This window comes from Pseudomonas sp. GNP014, from assembly GCF_054344005.1.
The window spans coordinates 3424231-3447375 of sequence record NZ_JBTGUS010000001.1 but is presented as its reverse complement, the minus strand read 5'-3'; the positions used below and the strand labels follow the sequence as shown (position 1 = coordinate 3447375).

At 60.3% G+C, this 23145-nt stretch carries 16 protein-coding genes, 4 tRNA genes and 1 pseudogene; 5 read left to right on the top strand and 16 right to left on the bottom strand.

What is annotated here, in order from left to right:
- Positions 1-20 precede the first annotated feature (20 nt).
- From leuB to leuC, 4 genes are all read right to left on the bottom strand, one after another.
- Complete coding sequence (leuB, locus tag ACXX9E_RS15390; protein WP_429541223.1) at positions 21-1103, bottom strand: 3-isopropylmalate dehydrogenase; 1083 nt, start codon at positions 1101-1103, stop codon at positions 21-23.
- A 55-nt stretch (positions 1104-1158) separates the two neighbouring features.
- Positions 1159-1926, bottom strand: coding sequence for a class I SAM-dependent methyltransferase (locus ACXX9E_RS15385; protein ID WP_458555649.1), 768 nt, complete (start codon positions 1924-1926; stop codon positions 1159-1161).
- Between the two features lie 147 nt (positions 1927-2073).
- Positions 2074-2718 carry a 3-isopropylmalate dehydratase small subunit gene (gene leuD / locus ACXX9E_RS15380; protein ID WP_123463419.1) on the bottom strand — a complete coding sequence of 215 codons (645 nt, stop codon included), beginning with the start codon at positions 2716-2718 and terminating at the stop codon, positions 2074-2076.
- A 13-nt stretch (positions 2719-2731) separates the two neighbouring features.
- Positions 2732-4150, bottom strand: a complete 1419-nt coding sequence (leuC, locus tag ACXX9E_RS15375) for a 3-isopropylmalate dehydratase large subunit (RefSeq protein ID WP_123463421.1) — start codon at positions 4148-4150, stop codon at positions 2732-2734.
- Between the two features lie 141 nt (positions 4151-4291).
- On the opposite strand from leuC, the gene ACXX9E_RS15370 reads away from it, so the two are divergent.
- From ACXX9E_RS15370 to ACXX9E_RS15360, 3 genes are all read left to right on the top strand, one after another.
- Complete coding sequence (locus ACXX9E_RS15370; protein ID WP_123463423.1) at positions 4292-5176, top strand: LysR family transcriptional regulator; 885 nt, start codon at positions 4292-4294, stop codon at positions 5174-5176.
- A 74-nt stretch (positions 5177-5250) separates the two neighbouring features.
- Positions 5251-8529 carry a sensor domain-containing protein gene (locus ACXX9E_RS15365; RefSeq protein ID WP_267803734.1) on the top strand — a complete coding sequence of 1093 codons (3279 nt, stop codon included), beginning with the start codon at positions 5251-5253 and terminating at the stop codon, positions 8527-8529.
- Positions 8530-8624: 95 nt separating this feature from the next.
- Positions 8625-10316 carry an Hsp70 family protein gene (locus ACXX9E_RS15360; RefSeq protein WP_340133572.1) on the top strand — a complete coding sequence of 564 codons (1692 nt, stop codon included), beginning with the start codon at positions 8625-8627 and terminating at the stop codon, positions 10314-10316.
- Here ACXX9E_RS15360 and ACXX9E_RS15355 read toward each other — a convergent pair.
- The 12 genes and pseudogenes from ACXX9E_RS15355 to gltX all read right to left on the bottom strand — a co-directional run bounded on the left by ACXX9E_RS15355 (position 10313) and on the right by gltX (position 19779).
- Positions 10313-13006, bottom strand: coding sequence for a DUF805 domain-containing protein (locus ACXX9E_RS15355; RefSeq protein WP_458555648.1), 2694 nt, complete (start codon positions 13004-13006; stop codon positions 10313-10315). The two genes, ACXX9E_RS15360 and ACXX9E_RS15355, sit on opposite strands and share 4 nt — an antisense overlap.
- Positions 13003-13698: a DUF1266 domain-containing protein gene (locus ACXX9E_RS15350; RefSeq protein ID WP_123463431.1), complete on the bottom strand. Its 696-nt coding sequence runs from the start codon at positions 13696-13698 to the stop codon at positions 13003-13005. The genes ACXX9E_RS15355 and ACXX9E_RS15350 overlap by 4 nt, the downstream gene beginning before the upstream one ends.
- Before the next feature lie 185 nt (positions 13699-13883).
- Positions 13884-14330, bottom strand: coding sequence for an Hsp20 family protein (locus ACXX9E_RS15345; RefSeq protein WP_123463433.1), 447 nt, complete (start codon positions 14328-14330; stop codon positions 13884-13886).
- Between the two features lie 121 nt (positions 14331-14451).
- A pseudogene (locus ACXX9E_RS15340) lies at positions 14452-15412 on the bottom strand (tRNA dihydrouridine synthase).
- Between the two features lie 87 nt (positions 15413-15499).
- Complete coding sequence (locus ACXX9E_RS15335; protein WP_016985250.1) at positions 15500-15949, bottom strand: acyl-CoA thioesterase; 450 nt, start codon at positions 15947-15949, stop codon at positions 15500-15502.
- Between the two features lie 46 nt (positions 15950-15995).
- On the bottom strand, positions 15996-16829 hold the full coding sequence (locus tag ACXX9E_RS15330) for an alpha/beta fold hydrolase (RefSeq protein ID WP_123463437.1): 834 nt from the start codon (positions 16827-16829) through the stop codon (positions 15996-15998).
- A gap of 30 nt (positions 16830-16859) precedes the next feature.
- Positions 16860-17399: a TetR/AcrR family transcriptional regulator gene (locus ACXX9E_RS15325; protein WP_123463439.1), complete on the bottom strand. Its 540-nt coding sequence runs from the start codon at positions 17397-17399 to the stop codon at positions 16860-16862.
- A 181-nt stretch (positions 17400-17580) separates the two neighbouring features.
- A tRNA-Glu gene (locus ACXX9E_RS15320) sits at positions 17581-17656 on the bottom strand.
- A 78-nt stretch (positions 17657-17734) separates the two neighbouring features.
- Positions 17735-17810 (bottom strand) — tRNA-Ala (locus ACXX9E_RS15315).
- Between the two features lie 53 nt (positions 17811-17863).
- Positions 17864-17939: transfer RNA gene (locus ACXX9E_RS15310), tRNA-Glu, on the bottom strand.
- Positions 17940-18018: 79 nt separating this feature from the next.
- A tRNA-Ala gene (locus ACXX9E_RS15305) sits at positions 18019-18094 on the bottom strand.
- 203 nt (positions 18095-18297) lie between these two features.
- Complete coding sequence (gltX, locus tag ACXX9E_RS15300; protein WP_123463440.1) at positions 18298-19779, bottom strand: glutamate--tRNA ligase; 1482 nt, start codon at positions 19777-19779, stop codon at positions 18298-18300.
- A 228-nt stretch (positions 19780-20007) separates the two neighbouring features.
- On the opposite strand from gltX, the gene ACXX9E_RS15295 reads away from it, so the two are divergent.
- Both ACXX9E_RS15295 and ACXX9E_RS15290 read left to right on the top strand, forming a co-directional pair.
- Positions 20008-21057: an HlyD family secretion protein gene (locus tag ACXX9E_RS15295; RefSeq protein ID WP_458555647.1), complete on the top strand. Its 1050-nt coding sequence runs from the start codon at positions 20008-20010 to the stop codon at positions 21055-21057.
- On the top strand, positions 21047-22597 hold the full coding sequence (locus ACXX9E_RS15290) for an MDR family MFS transporter (protein WP_505357992.1): 1551 nt from the start codon (positions 21047-21049) through the stop codon (positions 22595-22597). Before ACXX9E_RS15295 ends, ACXX9E_RS15290 begins: the two co-directional genes overlap by 11 nt.
- Positions 22598-23145: the final 548 nt, after the last annotated feature.

Sequence of the window (23145 nt, the reverse complement as noted above, 5' to 3'; positions counted from 1 at the left end):
TTCGCAGCGGGCCCGAGAGATTACAGATTCCGCAGCGCGGCGACTACTGCGTCGCCCATTTCCTGCGTACCGACTTTGGTGCAACCGGCCGAATAGATGTCGCCAGTGCGCAGGCCTTGATCCAGCACCACGCTGACGGCTTTCTCGATGGCATCGGCCGCGTCATGCAGATTGAAGCTGTAACGCAGCATCATCGACACCGACAGAATGGTCGCCAGCGGGTTGGCGATACCTTTGCCGGCGATGTCCGGGGCCGAACCGTGGCAAGGCTCGTACATGCCCTTGTTGTTCGAATCCAGCGAGGCCGACGGCAGCATGCCGATCGAACCGGTGAGCATCGACGCTTCGTCGGACAGGATGTCGCCGAACATGTTGTCGGTGACGATCACGTCGAACTGCTTCGGTGCGCGCACCAGTTGCATGGCGGCGTTGTCGACGTACATGTGGCTCAGTTCGACTTCCGGGTAATCCTTGGCGACTTGCTCGACCACTTCGCGCCACAGTTGGCTGGACGCCAGTACGTTGGCCTTGTCCACCGAGCACAGTTTTTTGCCGCGCACCATGGCCATGTCGAAACCGACACGGGCGATGCGGCGGATTTCGCTTTCGCTGTACGGCAGGGTGTCGTAGGACTGACGCTCGCCGTTTTCCAGGGTACGAGTGCCACGCGGCGCGCCGAAGTAGATACCGCCGGTCAGTTCACGGACGATCAGGATGTCCAGACCGGCAACGATTTCCGGCTTCAGGCTCGAAGCGTCGGCCAGTTGCGGGTACAGAATCGCCGGACGCAGGTTGCCGAACAAACCCAGTTGCGCACGGATTTTCAGCAGGCCGCGCTCCGGGCGGATGTCACGCTCGATGGTGTCCCATTTCGGGCCACCTACCGCGCCCAGCAGCACGGCGTCGGCAGCACGGGCACGGTCGAGGGTTTCGTCGGCCAGCGGCACGCCGTGCTGGTCGATGGCGGCGCCACCGATCACGTCATGGCTCAGCTCGAAGCCCAGGCTGTACTTGTGGTTGGCCAATTCCAGAACCTTGACCGCTTCGGCCATGATTTCCGGACCAATACCGTCACCTGGGAGAATCAGAATCTGCTTGCTCATGCTTTCCTCGTGTCTTCAGTCGGTGCGCCTCTAACTGACGCGCCCGGAAAAATTCTTAACGCTCGGCGATCAGCACAATCACATCTGTACTGAACGAGCCGTCGGCATCAATCTCAAAATATTCGCGTACTTCACTGCCCATCGACTGCTGCAACTGGCGGATCGCCGCGCGCATCACGTCGGGTGTGCGCATGCGCTCGACCCAACTGCTGTACTCCAGACGCAGGCGCTGACGGGTGATGCTGCGGGTATGCAGCCGCGCCTCGCTGACCTGCCGCAACCACTCGCCGGCGGAATAATCGCGCACATGGCTGGTGTCGCGCAGCACTTCGACGCTTTGCAGGTAAGTGTCGAACAACGGGCTGCCCGGTGACAACACGTCAACGAATGCCGCCACACCGCCCGGTTTCAGTACCCGACGCACTTCACGCAGGGCCACGCCGAGGTCGCTCCAATGGTGCGCCGAATAACGGCTGAACACGAAGTCGAACTCGCCATCGGCAAACGGCAGACGCTCGGCGGCGCCGTTGACCGTGGCAATGTTGGCGAAACCGCGATCCACAGCCGCAGCGGCGACCACATCGAGCATCTGCTGCGACAGGTCGTAGGCCACCACTTCTTTCACCAGTGCCGCCACATGAAAACTCACATGACCGGCGCCGCACCCCAGATCCAGCACCCGCGCCTCGCCCTGCTCCGCCAGCTCAGCCTGTAGCAGCGCGAATTCGGTGCCTTGCGCGTGAACGGCGCTGCTCAGGTAGGCGGCGGCCTGTTCACCGAATTGCTTCTGTACGACCTGAGAGTGTTGGGCGGTGCTGGTCATGGTCACATCCTTCTGGGTTTTAGCCTTGTATTGCCTGGACTAACGCCTTCGCGAGCAAGCTCGCTCCCACACTTGAAATGCATTCCCCTGTGGGAGCGAGCTTGCTCGCGAAGAGGCCAGCCTGAACTGCATCAATTCAAAACTTGCTTATGCGTCGCGGAACAACCACGGCTGACTAACCCGATGCTTGGCTTCGAATGCCGCAATCGCATCGCCGTCCTGCAAGGTCAAACCGATATCGTCCAGACCGTTCAACAAGCAATGCTTGCGAAACGCGTCGATCTCAAAGTTGTAAACCTTGCCGTCCGGACGGGTCACGGTCTGCGCCTGCAGGTCGATCTGCAATTGATAGCCCGGCTCGGCCTCCACCTGCTTGAACAATTCATCGACTTCAGCGTCGCTCAAGATGATCGGCAGCAAGCCGTTCTTGAAACTGTTGTTGAAGAAGATGTCGGCGTAGCTCGGCGCAATGATGCTGCGGAAACCGTATTCTTCCAGCGCCCACGGCGCGTGTTCACGGCTGGAGCCGCAACCGAAGTTCTCGCGGGCCAGCAACACACTGGCGCCTTGATAACGCTCGGCGTTGAGCACGAACTCCTTGTTCAACGGGCGCTTGGAGTTGTCCTGATACGGCTGGCCGACATCCAGGTAACGCCACTCGTCGAACAGGTTCGGACCGAAACCGGTGCGCTTGATCGACTTCAGAAACTGCTTGGGGATGATCTGGTCGGTGTCGACGTTGGCACGATCCAGAGGCGCGACAAGACCAGTGTGCTGGGTAAAAGCTTTCATGCTGCGCTCTCCTTCAGATCAATTCACGAACGTCGATGAAACGACCGTTCACCGCCGCCGCAGCGGCCATGGCCGGGCTCACGAGATGGGTACGACCACCGGCGCCCTGACGGCCTTCGAAGTTGCGGTTGGAGGTCGAGGCGCAATGCTCGCCGGATTCCAGACGGTCCGGGTTCATTGCCAGGCACATCGAGCAACCCGGCTCGCGCCATTCGAAACCGGCCTCGAGGAAAATCTTGTCCAGACCTTCGGCCTCAGCCTGGGCCTTCACCAGACCCGAGCCCGGCACCACGATCGCCTGCTTGATGGTCGATGCCACTTTGCGGCCCTTGGCAATCACGGCGGCAGCGCGCAAATCTTCGATCCGCGAGTTGGTGCAGGAGCCGATGAATACGCGATCCAGTTGAATGTCGGTGATCGCCTGATTGGCGCTCAACCCCATGTACTTCAAGGCGCGGACGATCGAGTCACGCTTGACCAGATCCATTTCCTTGGCAGGATCCGGCACGTTCTGGTCAACCGCCAAAACCATCTCAGGCGAAGTGCCCCAGCTGACTTGCGGCTTGATTTGCGCGGCGTCCAGCTCGACCACGGTGTCGAATTTGGCGTCAGCATCGGACACCAGATCTTTCCAGGCTTCGACCGCCATGTCCCATTCGGCGCCTTTCGGGGCGAAGGGACGACCTTTCACGTAATCGACGGTCTTTTGATCCGCCGCCACCAGGCCCACACGGGCGCCGGCTTCGATGGACATGTTGCAGATGGTCATGCGGCCTTCGACAGACAGGTCGCGGATCGCGCTGCCGGCGAATTCGATGGCATGGCCGTTACCGCCGGCGGTGCCGATCTTGCCGATCACCGCGAGGACGATGTCCTTGGCGGTCACGCCGAACGGCAATTGCCCTTCAACGCGTACCAGCATGTTCTTCATTTTCTTGGCGACCAGGCACTGGGTGGCGAGCACGTGCTCAACCTCGGAGGTGCCGATGCCGTGGGCCAGCGCGCCGAACGCACCGTGGGTCGAGGTGTGCGAATCGCCGCAGACCACGGTCATGCCCGGCAAGGTCGCGCCCTGCTCCGGGCTGATCACGTGGACGATGCCTTGGCGCACGTCGTTCATCTTGAACTCGACGATGCCGTATTCATCACAGTTGTCATCGAGGGTCTGCACCTGCAAACGCGAGACCTGGTCGGCAATCGCTTCAATCCCGCCCTTGCGTTCCGGGGTCGTCGGTACGTTGTGGTCCGGGGTCGCGATGTTGGCATCAATGCGCCAAGGCTTGCGCCCGGCCAGACGCAGGCCTTCGAAAGCTTGCGGCGAAGTCACTTCGTGGATGATGTGACGATCTATATAGATCAACGCCGAGCCATCGTCGCGCTGCTTGACCAAATGCGAATCCCAGAGCTTGTCGTAGAGCGTTTTGCCGGCCATCAGACGGTTCCTCATCAGCTTGTTTCTATGCCCTGGGCTTATCAATAACCCTTTGGCTTGTGAGGCCGATCCTATGGGGTTACATTAAATAACTCAAATTCATATTTTTTATGCTTTGGATAACCAACTGGAATACGAACCATGGATCTGGCCAACCTCAATGCTTTTATCGCGATCGCCGAGACGGGCAGCTTCTCTGGCGCCGGCGAACGCCTGCATCTGACGCAGCCGGCGATCAGTAAACGCATCGCCGGCCTGGAGCAGCAATTGAAGGTGCGCCTGTTCGACCGCCTGGGCCGCGAAGTAGGCCTGACTGAGGCCGGCCGCGCCCTGCTGCCACGGGCTTATCAGATTCTCAACGTGCTGGACGACACTCGCCGCGCCCTGACCAACCTCACCGGCGAAGTCAGCGGGCGCCTGACCCTGGCCACCAGTCACCACATCGGTTTGCACCGTTTGCCGCCGCTTTTGCGGGAATTTACTCGTCGCTACCCACAGGTGGCGCTGGATATTCAGTTCCTCGATTCGGAAGTGGCCTACGAAGAAATTCTCCATGGCCGTGCAGAACTGGCGGTCATCACCCTGGCGCCGGAACCGCACGCGCTGGTCAAAGCCACGCCGGTGTGGGACGACCCGCTGGATTTCGTGGTCGCCCCGGAGCATTCATTGATCGGCAACGGCCCGGTCAGCCTGGCCGACATTGCCGGTCATCCGGCGGTTTTCCCCGGCGGCAACACCTTTACTCACCATATTGTCCAACGCTTGTTCGAAGCCCAGGGACTGACGCCGAATATCGCCATGAGCACCAACTATCTGGAAACCATCAAAATGATGGTCTCGATCGGCCTGGCGTGGAGTGTTTTGCCGCGCACCATGCTCGATGAGCAGGTGGCGAGCATCGCTTTGCCGGGCATACAGCTCAGTCGCCAGCTAGGCTATATCCTGCACACCGAACGGACGCTATCGAATGCAGCAAGAGCCTTTATGGCCTTGCTGGATGCTCAAGTCGATCTGCCAGGGACTTAAGGCCAACTTGTGTTACTCCGAGAGAGCCGCTGCCCCTGTGCCTAACGCCAACATCAGCTCAAGGCCCGTTAACAATGCCGAAATCTGTTGACCGAATTCCGCCGATGCCGCGCATTCAAGCGATTGACCCGCGTCATTCCGAGCAGAGCTGGGAGAGTGCGCCGCAATTGCTCGCTGCCCTCAACGGCGCGCGGCTCGGTGCCTGGTACTGGGACATCGAGCGCGGGCAGATCAGTTGGTCGCGGGGCACTCAGGCATTGTTCGGCTTCGATCCGCGGCAACCGCTGCCGGAAGATCTGGAATACCTCGATCTACTGCCTCCGGAAGACCGCGCGAAAACCGTGCGCGCCTTCCACGCGGTAATTGCCGGCGCACCACTGGAACAGGCGATGCACCACCGCATTCGCTGGCCGGACGGCAGCCTGCACTGGCTGGAGATCAGTGGCAGCCTGCTGCCGGACAAAAACGGCCGCCCCCGAATGATCGGGGTGATTCGCGAAATCACCCACCAGCGTCAACGCGAACAGGCTTTGAGCAGCTCGGAGAAACGTTTCGCCACACTCTTTCACCTGTGCCCGAACATGGTGTTGCTGACGCGCCAGGAAGACGGCCTGATCAGTGAAGCCAACCAGTATTTCGAAAGCCTGTTCGGCTGGCCGGTGCAGACCGCCATCGGCCGCACCACCCTGGAACTGGGCCTGTGGGTGCACCCTGAACAACGCGGCGAACTGGTGAAGAAAACCAAGGCCAAGGGCGAACTGATCAGCATGGAAGTGCAGTTTCGCGCCAGCAACGGTCAGGTGCATGACGGCATTCTCAGTGCGCAAAAGGTCGAACTCGAAGGCCAGCCCTATCTGCTCAGCACGTTCCTCGACACCACCGAGCGCAAAGCCGCCGAACTGGCACTGAAGGACAGTCAGGAACGCCTCGATCTGGCGCTGGATTCCGCGCAGCTCGGTACCTGGGACTGGCACATCCCCAGCGGCATGCTTTACGGCTCGGCGCGTGCCGCGCAACTGCACGGGCTGGAGCCAAAACCGTTCCATGAATCATTCGACGAGTTTTTCGAAGGCGTGCCCGGCCAAGAGCGCGACAGCATGCGCAATGCGTATCGCAGCCTGCGCGAAGGTCCGGCGGGCAACTATCAACTGACTTATCGCGTGCAACTGCCGGACGGCAGCTCGCGATATCTGGAAAGCCGCGCCCGCCTCTACCGCGACGACAACGGCGCGCCGTTGCGCATGGCCGGGACGTTGCTGGACATCACCGATCAGGTCGAACGCGAACAGCGACTGGTGGCCTCGGAAGAGAAATTCGCCACGCTGTTCCAGGTCAGTCCCGACCCGATCTGTGTCACCCGCCAGGACAGTGGCGAATTCATCGAAATCAATAACAGTTTTACCCAGACTTTCGGCTGGAGCGCCGCCGACGTGATCGGCCATACCGCCGAAGAAATCGGCCTGTGGGACGCATCGGCGAAAAGCCTGCAGCGCATCGAGCGCGTGATTCGCGAGCAGGGGCTGAGCAATGTCGCGATCATCGTCCAGCACAAGGACGGCCAGTCGCTGACCTGCGTGATTTCCAGCCGGCAGATCAGCGTTGGCGATCAGCCGTGCATCGTCACCACGTTGCGCGACATCACCCAGCAACAGCGTTCGGAAGCCGCACTCAAGGCCAGCGAAGAGAAATTCGCCAAAGCGTTCCACTCCAGCCCCGACGCGATCACCATCACCGAGCGCGACACCGGGCGTTATCTGGAGGTCAACGACGGTTTCTGCCGCCTGACCGGCTATCGCGCGGACGAAGTGGTGGGCAAGACCGTGTATCAGGTCGGCATCTGGGCCGAGGAGAAACAGCGCTCGGCGTTGCTCGCCGAGCTGCAGATCAAGGGCCGCGTGCATCATCAGGAAATGCTCGGGCGCAACAAGCGCGGTGAGTTGCTCACCGTCGAGGTTTCAGTCGAGCCGATCACCCTGAATGAAACCGCGTGCCTGCTGCTGACAGCCCGCGACGTCAGCTTGCTGAAAAACGCCGAGGCCCAGATTCGTCATCTGGCGTATCACGATCCGCTGACCAACCTGCCCAACCGCGCTCTGTTGATGGATCGCCTGAGCCAGCAGATTGCCCTGCTCAAACGCCACAACCTGCGCGGCGCACTGCTCTTTCTCGACCTCGATCACTTCAAGCACATCAACGATTCCCTCGGCCACCCGGTCGGCGACACGGTGCTGAAGATCATCACCGCGCGACTCGAAGCCAGCGTGCGCATGGAAGATACCGTCGCGCGTCTGGGCGGTGATGAGTTCGTGGTGCTGCTCAGTGGTCTGGAGGGCACACGCAACGAGGTCAGCACCCAGGTGCGGGAACTGGCCGACACCATCCGCGAGCTGCTGTCGGAACCGATGTTCCTCGACGGCCAGCGCCTGCAAGTGACGCCGAGTATCGGCGTGGCGTTGATTCCCGACCACGGTTCGACCCCGACCGACTTGCTCAAACGCGCCGACATCGCGCTGTACCGGGCCAAGGATTCCGGGCGTAACACCACGCAGATGTATCACAACACCATGCAGAAAGCCGCCAGCGAACGGTTGCGCATGGAGACCGACTTGCGCCTGGCGCTGTCGCGCGGCGAATTCAACGTGCACTTCCAGCCGCAGGTCGACGCCCGGGACAACCGCATCATCGGCGCTGAAGCGCTGGTGCGCTGGCACCACCCGGAGCTGGGTACACAATCGCCGACCGAGTTCATCAAAGTGCTGGAGGACAGCGGCCTGATTCTCGAAGTCGGCACCTGGATCCTCGACGAAGCCTGTGACGCGTTCAAAGAGCTGATCGCGCTGAAACTGGTCGACCCGCTGAATTTCAGCCTGTGCGTGAACATCAGCCCGCGACAGTTCCGCCAGAACGATTTCGTCGAACGCATCGAACACAGCATGTCCAGTCATGGCCTGCCGTGCTCGCTGTTGAAACTGGAGATCACCGAAGGCATCGTCATCCAGAATCTGGAAGACACCATCAGCAAGATGCGCCGCCTGAAAAAACTCGGGGTGAGCTTCGCCATGGACGATTTCGGCACCGGCTATTCGTCACTGACCTACCTCAAGCGCTTGCCGGTGGACACGCTGAAAATCGATCAGTCGTTTATTCGCGATGCGACCACCGACCCGAACGACGCCGAGATCATTCGCGCGATCGTCGCCATGGCGCGCAGCCTGGAGCTGGAGGTGATCGCCGAAGGCGTGGAAACTCCGGAGCAACTGGCGTTCCTGCAGGGTCTGGGTTGCCATTTGTATCAAGGCTATCTGCACAGTCGGCCGATGGCGCTGGAGGCGCTGAAAGGGCTGCTGCCCTGAAGCAGGCAACGGCGCAGGCTGCAACAGAACCCTGATTGCCACGGTTTGCGGCAACCTGTAGGGTCGCGTTTTTTTGCGCCGTTTCGAGAACGATCATGCAGGATGCAACCCTCCCCCGCCCGGCCCTGCTGGGCATTGACCTTGGCACCACCAACAGTCTGATCGCCGTCTGGCAGGACGGTCAGGCCCGGTTGATTCCCAACGCCCTCGGTGACGTGCTGACCCCGTCGGTGGTCAGCCTCGATGAAGATGACACCATTCTGGTCGGCAAAGCCGCCCGCGCCCGCCTGACCACCCATCCTGACCGCACGGCCGCTGCCTTCAAACGCTTCATGGGCAGCGACAGGCAGATCGAGCTCGGCAGCCGCCATTTCAGTCCGGAAGAGTTGTCGGCGCTGGTGCTCGGCTCACTCAAACAGGACGCCGAGGCCTTCCTCGGCCACCCGGTCTCTGAAGCGGTGATTTCCGTGCCGGCGTACTTCAGCGACGAGCAACGCAAGCGCACCCTGTTCGCCGCCGAGCTGGCCGGTCTTGCCGTCACGCGCCTGATCAACGAACCGACCGCCGCCGCCATGGCCTACGGGCTGCACGAGCAAAAGTTCGAACGCACACTGATTTTCGATCTGGGTGGCGGTACGTTCGACGTCACAGTGCTGGAATACGCGCTCCCGCTGATTGAAGTGCATGCGTCCACCGGCGACAACTTCCTCGGTGGCGAAGACTTCACCGCCGCGCTGTTGCAGGCGTGCCTGAAAAACTGGCAACTGAACCCGTCAATGGTTGATGCGCAAGGCATGGCCAGCCTTGGCGATGCACTGGAACAACTCAAGTGCAAACTCGGCGAAGGGACACAGCAGCTGAACTGGCGTCACGGCGACACGACGTTCGAATGGTCACTGGACGAAGCCGCTGCCGTGAAGATCTGGGAGCCGCTACTCGCCCGACTGCGCGCACCGATCGAACAGGCCCTGCGCGATGCACGGCTCAAACCCCGCGATCTCGACAGCCTGGTATTGGTCGGTGGCGCCACGCGGATGCCGGCGGTGCAGCAAATGGTCGCCACGCTGTTCGGGCGCCTGCCGTACCGGCATCTCGACCCGGACACCATCGTTGCGCTCGGGGCGGCCACGCAAGCCGCGTGCAAGGCGCGCGATGGCGCGGTGGAAGAGCTGATTCTGACCGATGTCTGCCCTTACACGCTGGGCATCGCGACCATGCGCGGCAACGGCATCGACGGTGCTTTTTCGCCGATTATCGAACGCAACACCATCATCCCGACGTCACGGGTGGAGCGTTATCACACCACCCACCCCCGTCAGGAACAGATCCGTATTGCTGTCTATCAGGGTGAACGACCGTGGGTACGCGACAACATCCTGATTGAGGCTTTCGATGTCGACTTGACGCCCTGCGATCACATTCAGGAACTGGATGTACGCTTCAGCTATGACATCAATGGTTTGCTCGAAGTCGACGTCACGTTGCTCGAGACCGGTGATCGCCACAGCCACAGTATCGACCGCAGTCCTACAGGGCTGGATGAGCAGGCGCGCCGGGACAGCCATAACCGGCTGTCCACATTGAAGGTCCATCCACGCGACGCATTGCCCAACCGCACCTTGCTGGCCCGTCTGGAACGGGCATGGATGCAGAGCCTCGGAACGCAACGCGAACGCATTGCCGAATGGCTGCACAGCTTCACCGCAGTCCTCGGTGGCCAGCAATCATCCGAGATCGCGAGCCACCGCTCAGAGCTCAACAAGGCACTGGACCAACTGCGCCTCTAGCCATTGAGTCGGCGCAATGCGGCCTGCAGGCCGCCGGACAGTGTTTCGCCACCCCCGCTGTCCGGCGGCACGCCATAGCGGTTGGGCAACTTGTCCCCTGGAAAGCCGAACAGCACCAACGGCAAAAATGGCAGCACCGGTGACAGCGCCATGAATATCAGCAACGTGGGAATGCCCCGCCCCATGTCATGCAAGCGGCGCAGAATGGCGCCGAGCAACACCAGAACAGCGAGTAACAGGATAAGAATGCCAGCGGCCGTGGTGCCACTGATCAGACCCGCCACCGGTGCGATCACCAAACACCCCAAGACCTGAGCGATAAAAGCCTTGCGCCCCAGTCGCGACCCGAGGCGCCAGATCGCACCTGCCGGTACCGGTTGAATATCACTGTTGGCCAGTAGTAAACGCTCCGACCAGGACAGCAACGCACACAGCGCCAGCCGCAAGCCGACGCTGTTCTGCACGTCATCCTTGCCCTGCTGCAATTGGCGCAGTACTCGCGTTTTCGGCACACCGGCAGCGCCATAACGAATCAGGCCCTTGAGGGCATCGAGCGCCTCATACGCCAGTAGTTTGTCGACGCCAAAATCCGTCAACACCTTGCGCGGTGGCCACACCGGCTCGCCTTTGATCAATCCATCGCGAAAACCTTCGAACCAGTCGTCTTCGCAACTGACCGCCGCGATGGATTGCAACAAGGCCCGGTGCTGCTCGGCGCTCAGGCTCGGGTCGTGATAGAGCACGCCCCAGAACATCAACAACCCCAGCAGATCGTCGCCGCAGGCATCCCGGTCGCTTTCGACGCAAGTGTAAAGCAAGGTATTGGCAGGCAACCTGGCGCTGTCGAGGGCCTGTTGTACGCTGAACAATTGTTGCACCAGCAAACCGTGAACCGGGTCATCGCCTTGCAGCCATCCCAGTAAGCCATCGCAGTTGCCTTGCTCACGCTGCAAACGCTGCAACAATGGCTGCAGCCGAGCCAGAGGATGAGCGGGGTTGAACGACAGACGCTCCAGGCACCGCGCATCAATCAATTGCAACCAGCGTTCCGGCTGCTCCAGCAAAGCCAGCAAAAACAGGCTCTGGGCATGCCACTCCCATGCAGCTGCGCCCAGGCCGACCGGCGGCAACTCAATTGCGCGACGACTCAACTGCAAAAGCAAATCGAGTTCGGACAAGTCACAGTCATCTTTGACAGCACTCAGTCTGAACGCTTCGGCCATTCGCTCCAGCGCTGCGTGGCTGTAAGGCCGCAAGCGGCGCAGCCACAAACGACAGACCTTGTGCGGCTCGCCTTGTGTCAGCACCTCCGGCAACTGCCACGAGTTCGAATCCGCCTCGCAGAAAGCGTCCATCGCCTGCGCAATCGGCGCCCTGCTCAACCAGCGCAAATGCTGCCCGGCCTGATATTTGAAGCCGCTCAAGACCAGGCTTTCGAGGGCATCGACCGGCAGCGGTGCATCCAGAATCTGCTGCAGCAACAGCGAGTCGCCCCTATGCAACGCCCAGGCGTGCCGGTAAAGCTGCAGCAATCGGCTGTCGGCATTCTCACCCAACAGTTGTGCGAGCAATGGAAGCTCATCACCCGTCATGCGCCAGTCGACAAAACTCTGGGCCAGACTCTCCAGCTGCAGCCGCCCGACACCCAACCAACGATTCAGCGTCTCAGGGCGTTGCGAAGGACTGCCAGACACCTGGCATTCCTCCCCGAGATCCTCTGACCAGTCAGCGCAGTCCTGCAGACGATCGAACGCCTGAATCAGCAGCGGCAGAAAGGTCGGCTGGCGCTTGGCACACAATTCCAGCAGACGACTTTCCGCCATCGGATGACGATGTTCGTTCCAGAGCCGGATCCAGCAAGGCAGTGCTTGATCGTCCCGCCCCAACAAGCTGCTCTGACACGCCAACAGGTACAACCAGTCCAGATCATCCGGGGCTGCACGTTGCTGTTCGACGCAGCACTGCAAAAATGTCGACACTCCGATGCCCGCCTGCGTGAACTGCACCAGCAGACGCTTGATGAACGCAGCATCATCCGGCAACGGCAGGCACGTGTGCTGACTGGCGAAGTCGGCGAACTCATGGAGCGGGCGCTGGGTGAAAATGAAGTCCAGGCTCCGCGCGTACCACAGCGATTCAGTCTGCGCGGCCTCCGACCAGGCGCTCATCAGATCCGTGTCGAACGGGTCGGGGGCCTCGATTCGCCGCAGAAAGGCTTCAACCCGCTGGGCGTCGTTGAACTCCAGATCCAGCAACTGTTGATCCCAGGCCATACGCTTGGCCAACAGGTTTGCGCAACGGTAGGACAACGGACCGGCGTCGGCCATCCGGTGGTACAGCCCCCAGCCGAGTTCATCCAGTGCATCCAGCGACAGTTCATCCAGTGCCTGGACAAAGGCCTGCCACGCCGCGAAATTGAAGCGTCGCGCAGGATCGTCAAGCAGTTCGCAGAAATCCACGAACGTCTGCGGGACCTCCTTGACCGTCGGCTCTGCCGCTTCGGGCTCTGGCTCGGATTCCTCCTCGTCTGCACGGGCCAGACGCAGGGCGTTTTCGTAGGCCATGCGCAGTGCCTGAAAGCCTTCCGGGTCAGTCTCCGGATGATGCGCTGGCAGGCGTGCGCGGTAGGCATTGCGAATCAGGGTTTCGTCAGTCGTAGGCTCGATGCCCAGTCGGATCCAGCAACTCATGACCAGTCGAACTCCTTGAGCGATATCGGACGTGGCGGCGGATCAATGTCCATGTGCCAAGGCAAATCGGCCAGAAAGTGCGGAATGTTCTGCGCAAGACCGCGACTGATCCGCAGGTTATGAGCGCTGTTGCCTTGCCGGTCCAGCGCGCCAGCGAGCTCGTCATCGCTGGCGCTCAAGCAGCACCAAAAAGTCCGCCCCACCACAAAGCCATTGAAATATGCCATCCAGCTGCCGTAGTGAAATTGCGCCCTGATGGCCAGGCGACTGTGCAGCCAGTTGCTCTCGACCAGATCGATCCACTGATTGCGCACCGCGCAACGCAAGAGGAAGCCCATGCGCCCATAATCCCAAGACAAAATCCCCCCGGGACCGCAGCTGCCGAATGTACGGCTGGCGAATTCATGCAGGACACGTTGGCGGGGGCTCAGGTCTGCAAGCAAGGCCTGCCATTCGCTCGGCAGACAACGCTGCCAGGCCATATAGGCCGCGCTGAGGTGCCTGGCATGGCCGTCATCGGTCATCCCTTCGAGCATCTCGAACAATTGCCGCCGATCATCGATCCCCCAGCTGTCTCGCAGATCAATGTAGCGGTCGTCGCAGAAAGCGGGGTCGGCATACCCGGCGCCGGTATTGAGCGCTGCCATCGGCGCAGAAAGGGCGCACAGCCAACGCTGCTGAATATCGTCCATGAAAAAGGCTCCAGGCCGACCGCCAGGGAGTGGGGTCGGCAAAACTGCGGCGGATTGTAGAGAAACCGTTGTCGGCGGCAAAGTCGCACAACGCTTTTCTTACGCCCATAAAAAAGGCCCCGACGTATCGGGGCCTTCATTCAGCGGCTCAGCGCCTGCTCAGACATTTTGTGTCTGCAAGTGAATCAATGTTGCAGAGCCGGCTTCTGCGCCCCGTTGATCGGGATGCGCTTGGCCTTCGCTTCTTCCGGGATCACCCGCAACAGGTCGATGCTCAACAGACCGTTGCTCAGATCGGCGGCCTTGATCTCGATGTGATCGGCCAGCCGGAAGGACAGCTTGAAGGCTCGCTGGGCAATGCCCTGATGCAGGAAGGTCACGCCTTCGTTGGCATCACGCTTGCCGCCACTGATGGTCAGCACACCTTTCTCGACTTGCAGCTCCAGGTCTTCTTCCTGGAAACCGGCTGCGGCCACGACGATGCGGTATTGGTCATCACCGTGCTTTTCGACGTTGTAAGGTGGGTAGCTGCTGCCTGGCTCGTTGCGCAGGGCGGTTTCGAACAGGTCGTTGAAGCGGTCGAAACCTACCGAGGAACGGAACAGTGGTGCGAGGGAAAATGCAGTACTCATGGTTCAAATCTCCTGAAAACAATCAGCAAGTTTTTGTGTCTCCGCGACCCGAATTCGGCATCGCGTACCCCTTAGATAGGGACCGCTGAAATGATTTCAAGAGAGTATTTGCAGATTTTTTTCAGGCCGCTTCGGCGACCGGCAGGCCGAGCAAACGCGAGAACCTGGTCTGGCTCGGTTTCACGACGGAGCACGGTAAACAGCTCGGTGGCTTCAGGATAATTGCGTGTCAGCATTGCCAGCCATTGCTTCAAACGGCCCGGCGACTGACGCGCGGTCATCTGCGCCTTGGCTTGCAGCCAGAAGTCCTGGATCAGCGGCATCAGCTCGGCCCAGGTCATCTCGACCACGTCCTCGCCAGCACGGGCAGCCGCGATTTGCCTGGCCAGATCCGGGCGCGACACCAGGCCTCGACCGAGCATGATGTCTTCGACCCCACTGATCTCGCGGCAACGCCGCCAGTCCTCGACGCTCCAGATATCACCGTTGGCAAACACCGGCACCTTGACGACATCCTGCACCCGTGGAATCCACTCCCAGTGTGCCGGCGGCTTGTAGCCATCGACTTTGGTCCGGGCGTGAACCACGATATGCTCGGCACCGCCTTCGGCCAGCGCAGTGGCACAGACCAGCGAGCCGTCCGGGCTGTCGAAGCCGAGACGCATCTTGGCGGTGACCGGGATGTGCGCCGGCACGGCGCGGCGCACGTGCTCGACAATGGTATTGAGCAGTTCCGGCTCCTTGAGCAGCACCGCCCCGCCCCGGGATTTGTTGACGGTCTTGGCCGGGCAGCCGAAGTTGAGGTCAATCACTTCGGAACCGAGTTCGCAGGCCAGCGCCGCGTTTTCCGCGAGGCATACCGGGTCGGAGCCGAGTAACTGCACGCGCAGCGGGACACCAGATCGGGTACGGGCACCATTGAGCAACTCCGGACCGAACTTGTGGAAATAGGCCGGTGTGAGCAACTGATCGTTGATCCGAATGAATTCGGTGACGCACCAGTCGATGCCGCCAACACGGGTCAGCACGTCGCGCAGGATGTCGTCGACCAACCCCTCCATGGGCGCCAGAGCAATTTGCATGGGGAAAACACTACTTGAAGAAAACGTGCGGCAGTTTACTGGATTACGAGAAAAACCGCAGATCCCCTGCAGACTCAGTCCTACAGATTAGATTTGCGCAGATTCTGAGGCCTGAATTGCGGGACCGTAGCCCTCGATAAACTCCGCCGGCATGCGCTTGGGCTTGCCGGTGGACAGCTCGATGCAGACGAACGTGGTTTGCGCGCGCAGCAGAGTGGTGTTATCGCTCGGGCGTTTCAGCTGGAAATGCCGGGTCATTTTCAGGCGTTGGTCCCAATCGACGATCCAGGTCGCCAATTGCAACTCATCGCCTTCGTAAGCGGCGGCCAGATAATCGATCTCGTGACGCACCACGGCCATCGCCCGATCCAGCCGGCGGTACTCGACCAGATCCAGCCCCAGACGCTGCGAGTGGCGCCAGGCACAGCGTTCCAGCCAGGTCACGTACACCGCGTTATTCGCGTGGCCCAGCCCGTCGATGTCCTCGGCGCCGACTTGCAGATCAATGGTAAACGGCGTTGCCCGATCCCAACCCATGCCCCACTCCCGGTCAATTGATTCAACCGGGGCAGTGTAACGGAGCTCAGGCCGATTGGCGCGCCTGAAGGCTGCGCCCGGCCAACAGTGATAACACGCCATCCACCACCCGAGGGTCAGCCAGCACGCGCTGGTGACCACCGCTTTCCAGGCGCAGCAGACGGCTGTCGAACCATGATTCGTGAATCAGCTGCGATTCCTTGACCGAAACGAAGGTGTCGTCCTCGGCATGCACGATCAGCCCCGGCATATCCAGTTGATAGTGCGCGACATCCAGAGTGGCGGCGCGCATGCCGACGTCCTGCTCGACCTGCCGGATAAAGGCGGAACGCGCTCTGGGCGGCAAGCCGACATAGCGTGCGAAACCGCGTAACACGCCGAGAATGCGGGCCGGCGCGGCAATGCTGACGAGGGTTTCGGTGCGCAACCCCAATTGCACCGCGAGCATCGCGCTGGCGCCGCCCATGGAGTGGCCGATGACCGCTTGCAACGGTGGCAGCTCGGCAGCGGCTTCGAGCATGGCACGAGCGAACAGCACGACATTGGCCTCTCGCCCCGGCGAACGACCGTGGGCCGGACCATCGAGGGCCACAACCGTGTAACCGGCCTCGACCAATGCCGTGATCAGCGCGGCAAACTGGGTTGGCCGCCCTTCCCAGCCATGCATCAGCAGCACGGTCGGGCCTTGGCCCCAGCGCAAGGCTGAGAGACCAAAGCGCAAAGTGATTCGTTCGGAATTGGCCAGCAGCGGCAATTCCCAATCGCGCAAAGGCAGCGTGCGTGGCGTCATGAACGCCAGGCGCATTTTGCTCGCTACCCGTTTCGGTGCAATCCAGCCCAAGGTGCCATTAACGCCACGAATCCACTTCAACGTGTTCATCGTTCTCTCCTCAGGCGAATTGCCTTCAGGTCAACGCACCGCCGACTTGGCCGCGCGCAGCAATCGATCGGATAAATCTCCCGGACCCAGGGCCCTTGCGAGCGCCAGCCCGCCCACCATCAAGGCCACGTCGGCCAGGGCTTTGTCGGTGTCCTCGGGGCTGGACGCCAACTGCGCAATCATCAACTCCAGATGCTCGTTCAGTGCCACGCGGAACGACTCCGGCAAACGGCCCAGTTCGCCGATGGAGGCTGGAATCGGGCACGCCGCGTCGCTGGAATCACGGTGCTTGCGTGACAGATAGAAAGCCGCGACCAAGGCGCGACGCTCTTCCCCGGTCAGGTCGGCGTCCATGTCGGCAATCAGGTCGCGTCGGCGACCCAGGAGTTGCTTGAACGCTTCGAGCATCATCGCGTCCTTGCTTTCGAAGTGCGCATAGAAGCCGCCGACGGTCAGGCCGGCCGCGCCCATCACTTCGCCCACGCTTGGGTCTGCCGGGCCACGCTGAATCAATGCGGCGCTGGCAGCCTTGAGGATGCGTTCGCGGGTTTGAGCTTTTTTATCGTTCATCGTTGCCTCCGAATATTACGACTAGAATATTATTCGCATAATAATATTCTGCAAGTCAAGGATATGACCGCTGGTCTGAAGCACAGTGTAAGGAAAAAGGAGAATTGGCCAAACGCCAGACAAACAAAAGGGCCATTCAATAATTGAATGACCCTTATAAATCCCGCAGAGCGGGTAATCGTGGCGTCCCCTAGGGGACTCGAACCCCTGTTACCGCCGTGAAAGGGCGGTGTCCTAGGCCACTAGACGAAGGGGACACAAACCTTCTATACAACTGATCAGCGCTGAGAACTGATCGTTTCAAGGCCGGTGTGGCCAGACCTTGAACTGTAAATTGGTGGAGCTAAGCGGGATCGAACCGCTGACCTCCTGCATGCCATGCAGGCGCTCTCCCAGCTGAGCTATAGCCCCGGATTTTTCGCCTCGCGGCGGAGCAACGTTTTGCAACATCACTTCTGTAAAACTGGCGTCCCCTAGGGGACTCGAACCCCTGTTACCGCCGTGAAAGGGCGGTGTCCTAGGCCACTAGACGAAGGGGACGCAAACCCTTCTATACAACTGATCAACGCTGAGTGTTGATCGCTTCGAAGCCGGTGTGGCCAGGCTTCGAAGTGTAAATTGGTGGAGCTAGACGGGATCGAACCGTCGACCTCTTGCATGCCATGCAAGCGCTCTCCCAGCTGAGCTATAGCCCCTCATCGTTGATGTCATCGCTGAGGACGGGGCGAATCTTAAGGGCGTATCGAAAGCCTGTCAAACTTATTTTTGAAAAATTTCAAAGTTTTTTGTCGGCATAACAATCACTTACCGCCCTCCCCCCGAAAATCCGGGGGGAAAACGCCGAAGGCCGGAATCAAAAGATCCCGGCCTTCGGCGGTTCCTGCAGAGTCAGACGTGCTTAAGCAATCGCGCCCAGCAGCTTTTCCCACTCTTTGTTTTCTTTCTTCGACACACCGCCCAGCAGGTCGATCGCCTGGCGCAGACGGAAACGGGTCAGGTCCGGGCCGAGGATTTCCATCGCATCGAGCACCGACACCGAACTCGCCTGCCCGGTGATCGCGGCAAACATCAGCGGCATCGCGTCACGAAGTTTCAGCTCAAGGGATTCGACCACCGCCTGAATCGTCGCGGTGATGTTGTCCTTCTCCCACTGACGCAGGCTTTCGAGTTTCCACAGGATCAACTGCATCAACTGGCGAACCTGATCACCGGAAAGCTTTTTCGATTCGAACAACTTGGCATCAGGGTTCACGCCACCGGCGAAGAAGAACCCGCCCAGCGGTGCAACCTGACTGAAGGTTTCCACACGCCCCTGAACCAGCGGCGCGATCTTCATCATGTACTCAGAGTTGAACGCCCATTTCTGTACGCGTGCGGCGAATTCTTCCACCGGCAGATCGCGCAGCCACTGGCCGTTGAGCCATGACAGCTTCTCGATGTCGAAGATCGGCCCGCCGAGGGACACGCGCTTGAGGTCGAAGTTGTCGACCATTTCCTGCAGCGAGAACTTCTCACGCTCGTCCGGCATCGACCAACCCATGCGGCCCAGATAGTTGAGCATCGCTTCCGGCATGAAGCCCATGCGCTCGTAGAACGTCACCGAGGTCGGGTTCTTGCGCTTGGACAGCTTGCTCTTGTCTGGGTTACGCAGCAGCGGCATGTAGCACAGCTCCGGCTGTTCCCAGCCGAAGTACTCGTACAGCAGAATCAGTTTCGGCGCCGACGGCAGCCACTCTTCGCCACGCAGCACGTGGGTGATGCCCATCAGGTGGTCGTCGACCACGTTGGCGAGGAAGTACGTCGGCAGGCCGTCGGTCTTCATCAGCACTTGCATGTCCATGCGATCCCACGGGATCTCGACATCACCACGGAGCATGTCCGGCACTACGCAAACGCCTTCGCTCGGCACCTTCATGCGGATCACGTGGGGTTCGCCAGCGGCCAGGCGGGCGGCGACTTCTTCCTTGGACAGCAGCAGCGCGCGGCCGTCGTAACGCGGGGTTTCGCCGCGCGCCATTTGCTCGGCGCGCATCTGATCCAGTTCTTCAGCGGTGCAGAAGCACGGGAACGCGTGGCCCATGTCGACCAGTTGCTGGCAATACTTCTGATAGATATCGCCGCGCTCGCTCTGCCGGTACGGACCGTGTGGGCCGCCAACGTCCGGGCCTTCGCTCCAGTCGATACCCAGCCAGCGCAGGGCGTCGAAGATCTGCTGTTCGGACTCGCGGGTCGAACGCAACTGGTCGGTGTCTTCGATGCGCAGGATGAACTCACCGCCATGCTGCTTGGCAAAGCAGTAGTTGAACAATGCGATGTAAGCGGTACCTACGTGGGGGTCCCCGGTAGGCGATGGCGCGATGCGAGTGCGGACGGTGGTCATGGCATGTCTCGAAAAGAATGAAAAGCAAAACAATCAAGCGGCGAATGGTAACAGGCGACACCCGCCCCGCTCCAGCGGGCAGGGCATTTAAGCCAAGTTTGCGGCTGGAACGCCCATACAGCGCGGTGAATGGCCGAATATCGGCGGATGGCATTTACCGTTTATCGGCTTCGTGCCAGATTCGCGTACTGATACCTTTCCTTACAATTCCTCGACTACAGTTTGCCCATGCCTGCCCAACTCAAGCGTCGCCTGTTTATTTTCCTGCTGCTGGTTCTGTTGATTGCCGGGGGTTTCTTCGCCCATTGGTTTTTCAAGGGGCGCTTTTATGAAAGCACCGATAACGCCTATGTCCAGGGCGAAATCACTCGCGTCTCCAGCCAATTGAGCGCGCGCATCGACGAAGTGCTGGTGCAGGACAATCAACACGTGGAAAAAGGCCAGTTACTGGTGCGCCTTGAGCCCAATGACTTTCGCCTCGCTGTCGATCGCGCCAATGCGGCTCTCGCTACCCGCGAGGCCGAGCGCTTGCAGGCGCAGAGCAAACTGACCCAGCAATCGAGCCTGATCGCCGCCAGCGACGCGCAAGTGGCGACCACCCAAGCCACCCTCGGCCGTTCGCAGATGGATCTGTCGCGTGCGGAAACCTTGCGCAAACCCGGCTACGTTTCCGAAGAACGGGTAACCACCCTTTCCGCCGATGCCCACATCGCCCGCTCGCAGGTGACCAAAGCCCAGGCCGATGCGCAGAGTCAACGCCAGCAAGTCAACGCACTGACCGCCGAGATCAAGCGCCTCGACGCACAGATCGCCAACGCCCGCGCCGATCTCGCCCAGGCCGAACTCAATCTGACCCGCAGCGAAATCCATGCGCCGATCAGTGGCCTGGTCGGCCAGCGCGCCGCACGCAACGGCCAGGTCGTACAGGCCGGCGCCTATCTGTTGTCGATCGTCCCCGATGAAGACATCTGGGTTCAGGCCAACTTCAAGGAAACCCAGATCGGCCACATGCAGCCCGGACAGAAAGCCGAGCTGACCTTCGACGCCTACAGCGACACCCCCATCGAAGCGCGGGTCGACAGCCTGTTCGCCGCCTCCGGTGCGCAGTTCAGCCTGTTGCCACCGGACAACGCCACCGGCAACTTCACCAAGGTCGTACAGCGGATTCCGGTGAAACTGACCTTCAAGGCCGACAACCCGCTGCACGGCAAGATCCGCCCGGGCATGTCGGTCACCGCCACCGTGAACATCAAAGACGCCCCGGACAATGGCCGGTGATTCGCTGATCCGCCCGGTCGGTGAACCGACCCGGCGCGACTGGATCGCGGTGATGAGCGTGATGCTCGGCGCCTTTATGGCGGTGCTCGACATCCAGATCACCAACTCCTCGCTGAAAGATATTCAGGGCGCACTCTCGGCGACGCTGGAAGAAGGCTCGTGGATTTCCACCTCGTACCTGGTCGCGGAAATCATCATGATCCCGCTGACCGCGTGGCTGGTGCAGTTGCTCTCGGCGCGGCGGCTGGCAGTGTGGGTGTCGCTGGGTTTTCTGGTTTCGTCGCTGCTGTGCTCGATGGCCTGGAGCCTGGAAAGCATGATCGTGTTTCGTGCCATGCAGGGGTTCACCGGCGGTGCGCTGATCCCGCTGGCGTTTACCCTGACCCTGATCAAACTCCCCGAGCACCACCGCGCCAAAGGCATGGCGATGTTCGCCATGACCGCGACGTTCGCCCCGTCCATCGGCCCGACACTGGGCGGCTGGCTCACGGAAAGCTGGGGCTGGGAGTACATCTTCTACATCAACATTCCGCCGGGGCTGATCATGATCGCCGGGCTGATGTACGGGTTGGAGAAGAAGGAAGCGCACTGGGAACTGCTGAAAAGCACCGACTACACCGGCATCCTCACCCTTGGTGTCGGCCTCGGTTGTCTGCAGGTATTTCTCGAAGAAGGCCACCGCAAGGACTGGCTCGAATCGAACCTGATCGTGACTCTGGGCAGCATCGCCCTCATCAGCCTGATCACCTTTGTGATCGTGCAGATTTCCAGGCCCAATCCGCTGATCAACCTCGGCATCCTGCGCAATCGCAACTTCGGCCTTTCGAGTATTTCCAGCCTCGGCATGGGCGTCGGGCTATACGGTTCGATTTATCTGCTGCCGCTGTATCTGGCGCAGATCCAGAACTACAACGCCCTGCAGATCGGCGAAGTGATCATGTGGATGGGCGTGCCGCAGCTGTTTCTGATTCCACTGGTGCCGAAGCTGATGAAGTTCGTGTCGCCGAAATGGCTGTGCACGCTGGGCTTCGGACTGTTCGGGCTGGCGAGTTTTTCGTCGGGGGTGCTCAACCCGGACTTTGCCGGGCCGCAGTTCAATCAGATCCAGATCATCCGCGCCCTCGGCCAGCCGCTGATCATGGTGACCATTTCCCTGATCGCCACGGCGTACATACTGCCGCAGGACGCGGGGTCGGCGTCGAGCCTGTTCAATATCCTGCGTAACCTTGGCGGTGCGATTGGCATTGCTCTGCTCGCGACGCTGCTGGATGCGCGGACCAAGACCTACTTCGATTATTTGCGCGAGGCGGTGGTGCCGACCAATCCGCAGGTGGCTGAGCGCCTGGCGTCAATGACCGACAGGTTTGGCAGCGACACGGCGGCGTTGGGCAAGTTGAGTGAGATCGTCCATCAGCAGGCGGCGATCATGGCCTACAACGATGCGTTTCACTTTGTCGGGATTGCGCTGGGGATCAGCATGCTGGCGATTTTGCTGACCAAAAAATTGCCGCAAGGGCTGAAGGCTGGGGAAGCCCACTGATTTTTGTGCCGCCTGAAGCGGCCTTATCGCTGGCAAGCCAGCTCCCACAGGGATTGATGGTGTACACGAAATGTGTGAACACCAAAGGAAACCAAGGAGCTGGCTTGCCAGCTCCTATAGGGATTGATGGTGTACACGAAATGTGTGAGCACCAAAAGAAACCAAGGAGCTGGCTTGCCAGCTCCTATAGGGATTGATGGTGTACACGAAATGTGTGAGCACCAAAAGAAACCAAGGAGCTGGCTTGCCAGCTCCTATAGGGATTGATGGTGTACACGAAATGTGTGAGCACCAAAAGAAACCAAGGAGCTGGCTTGCCAGCTCCTATAGGGATTGATGGTGTACACGAAATGTGTGAACACCAAAGGAAACCAAGGAGCTGGCTTGCCAGCTCCTATAGGGATTGATGGTGTACACGAAATGTGTGAGCACCAAAAGAAACCAAGGAGCTGGCTTGCCAGCTCCTATAGGGATTGATGGTGTACACGAAATGTGTGAGCACCAAAGGAAACCTGTGGGAGCTGGCTTGCCAGCGATGAGGCCCTATC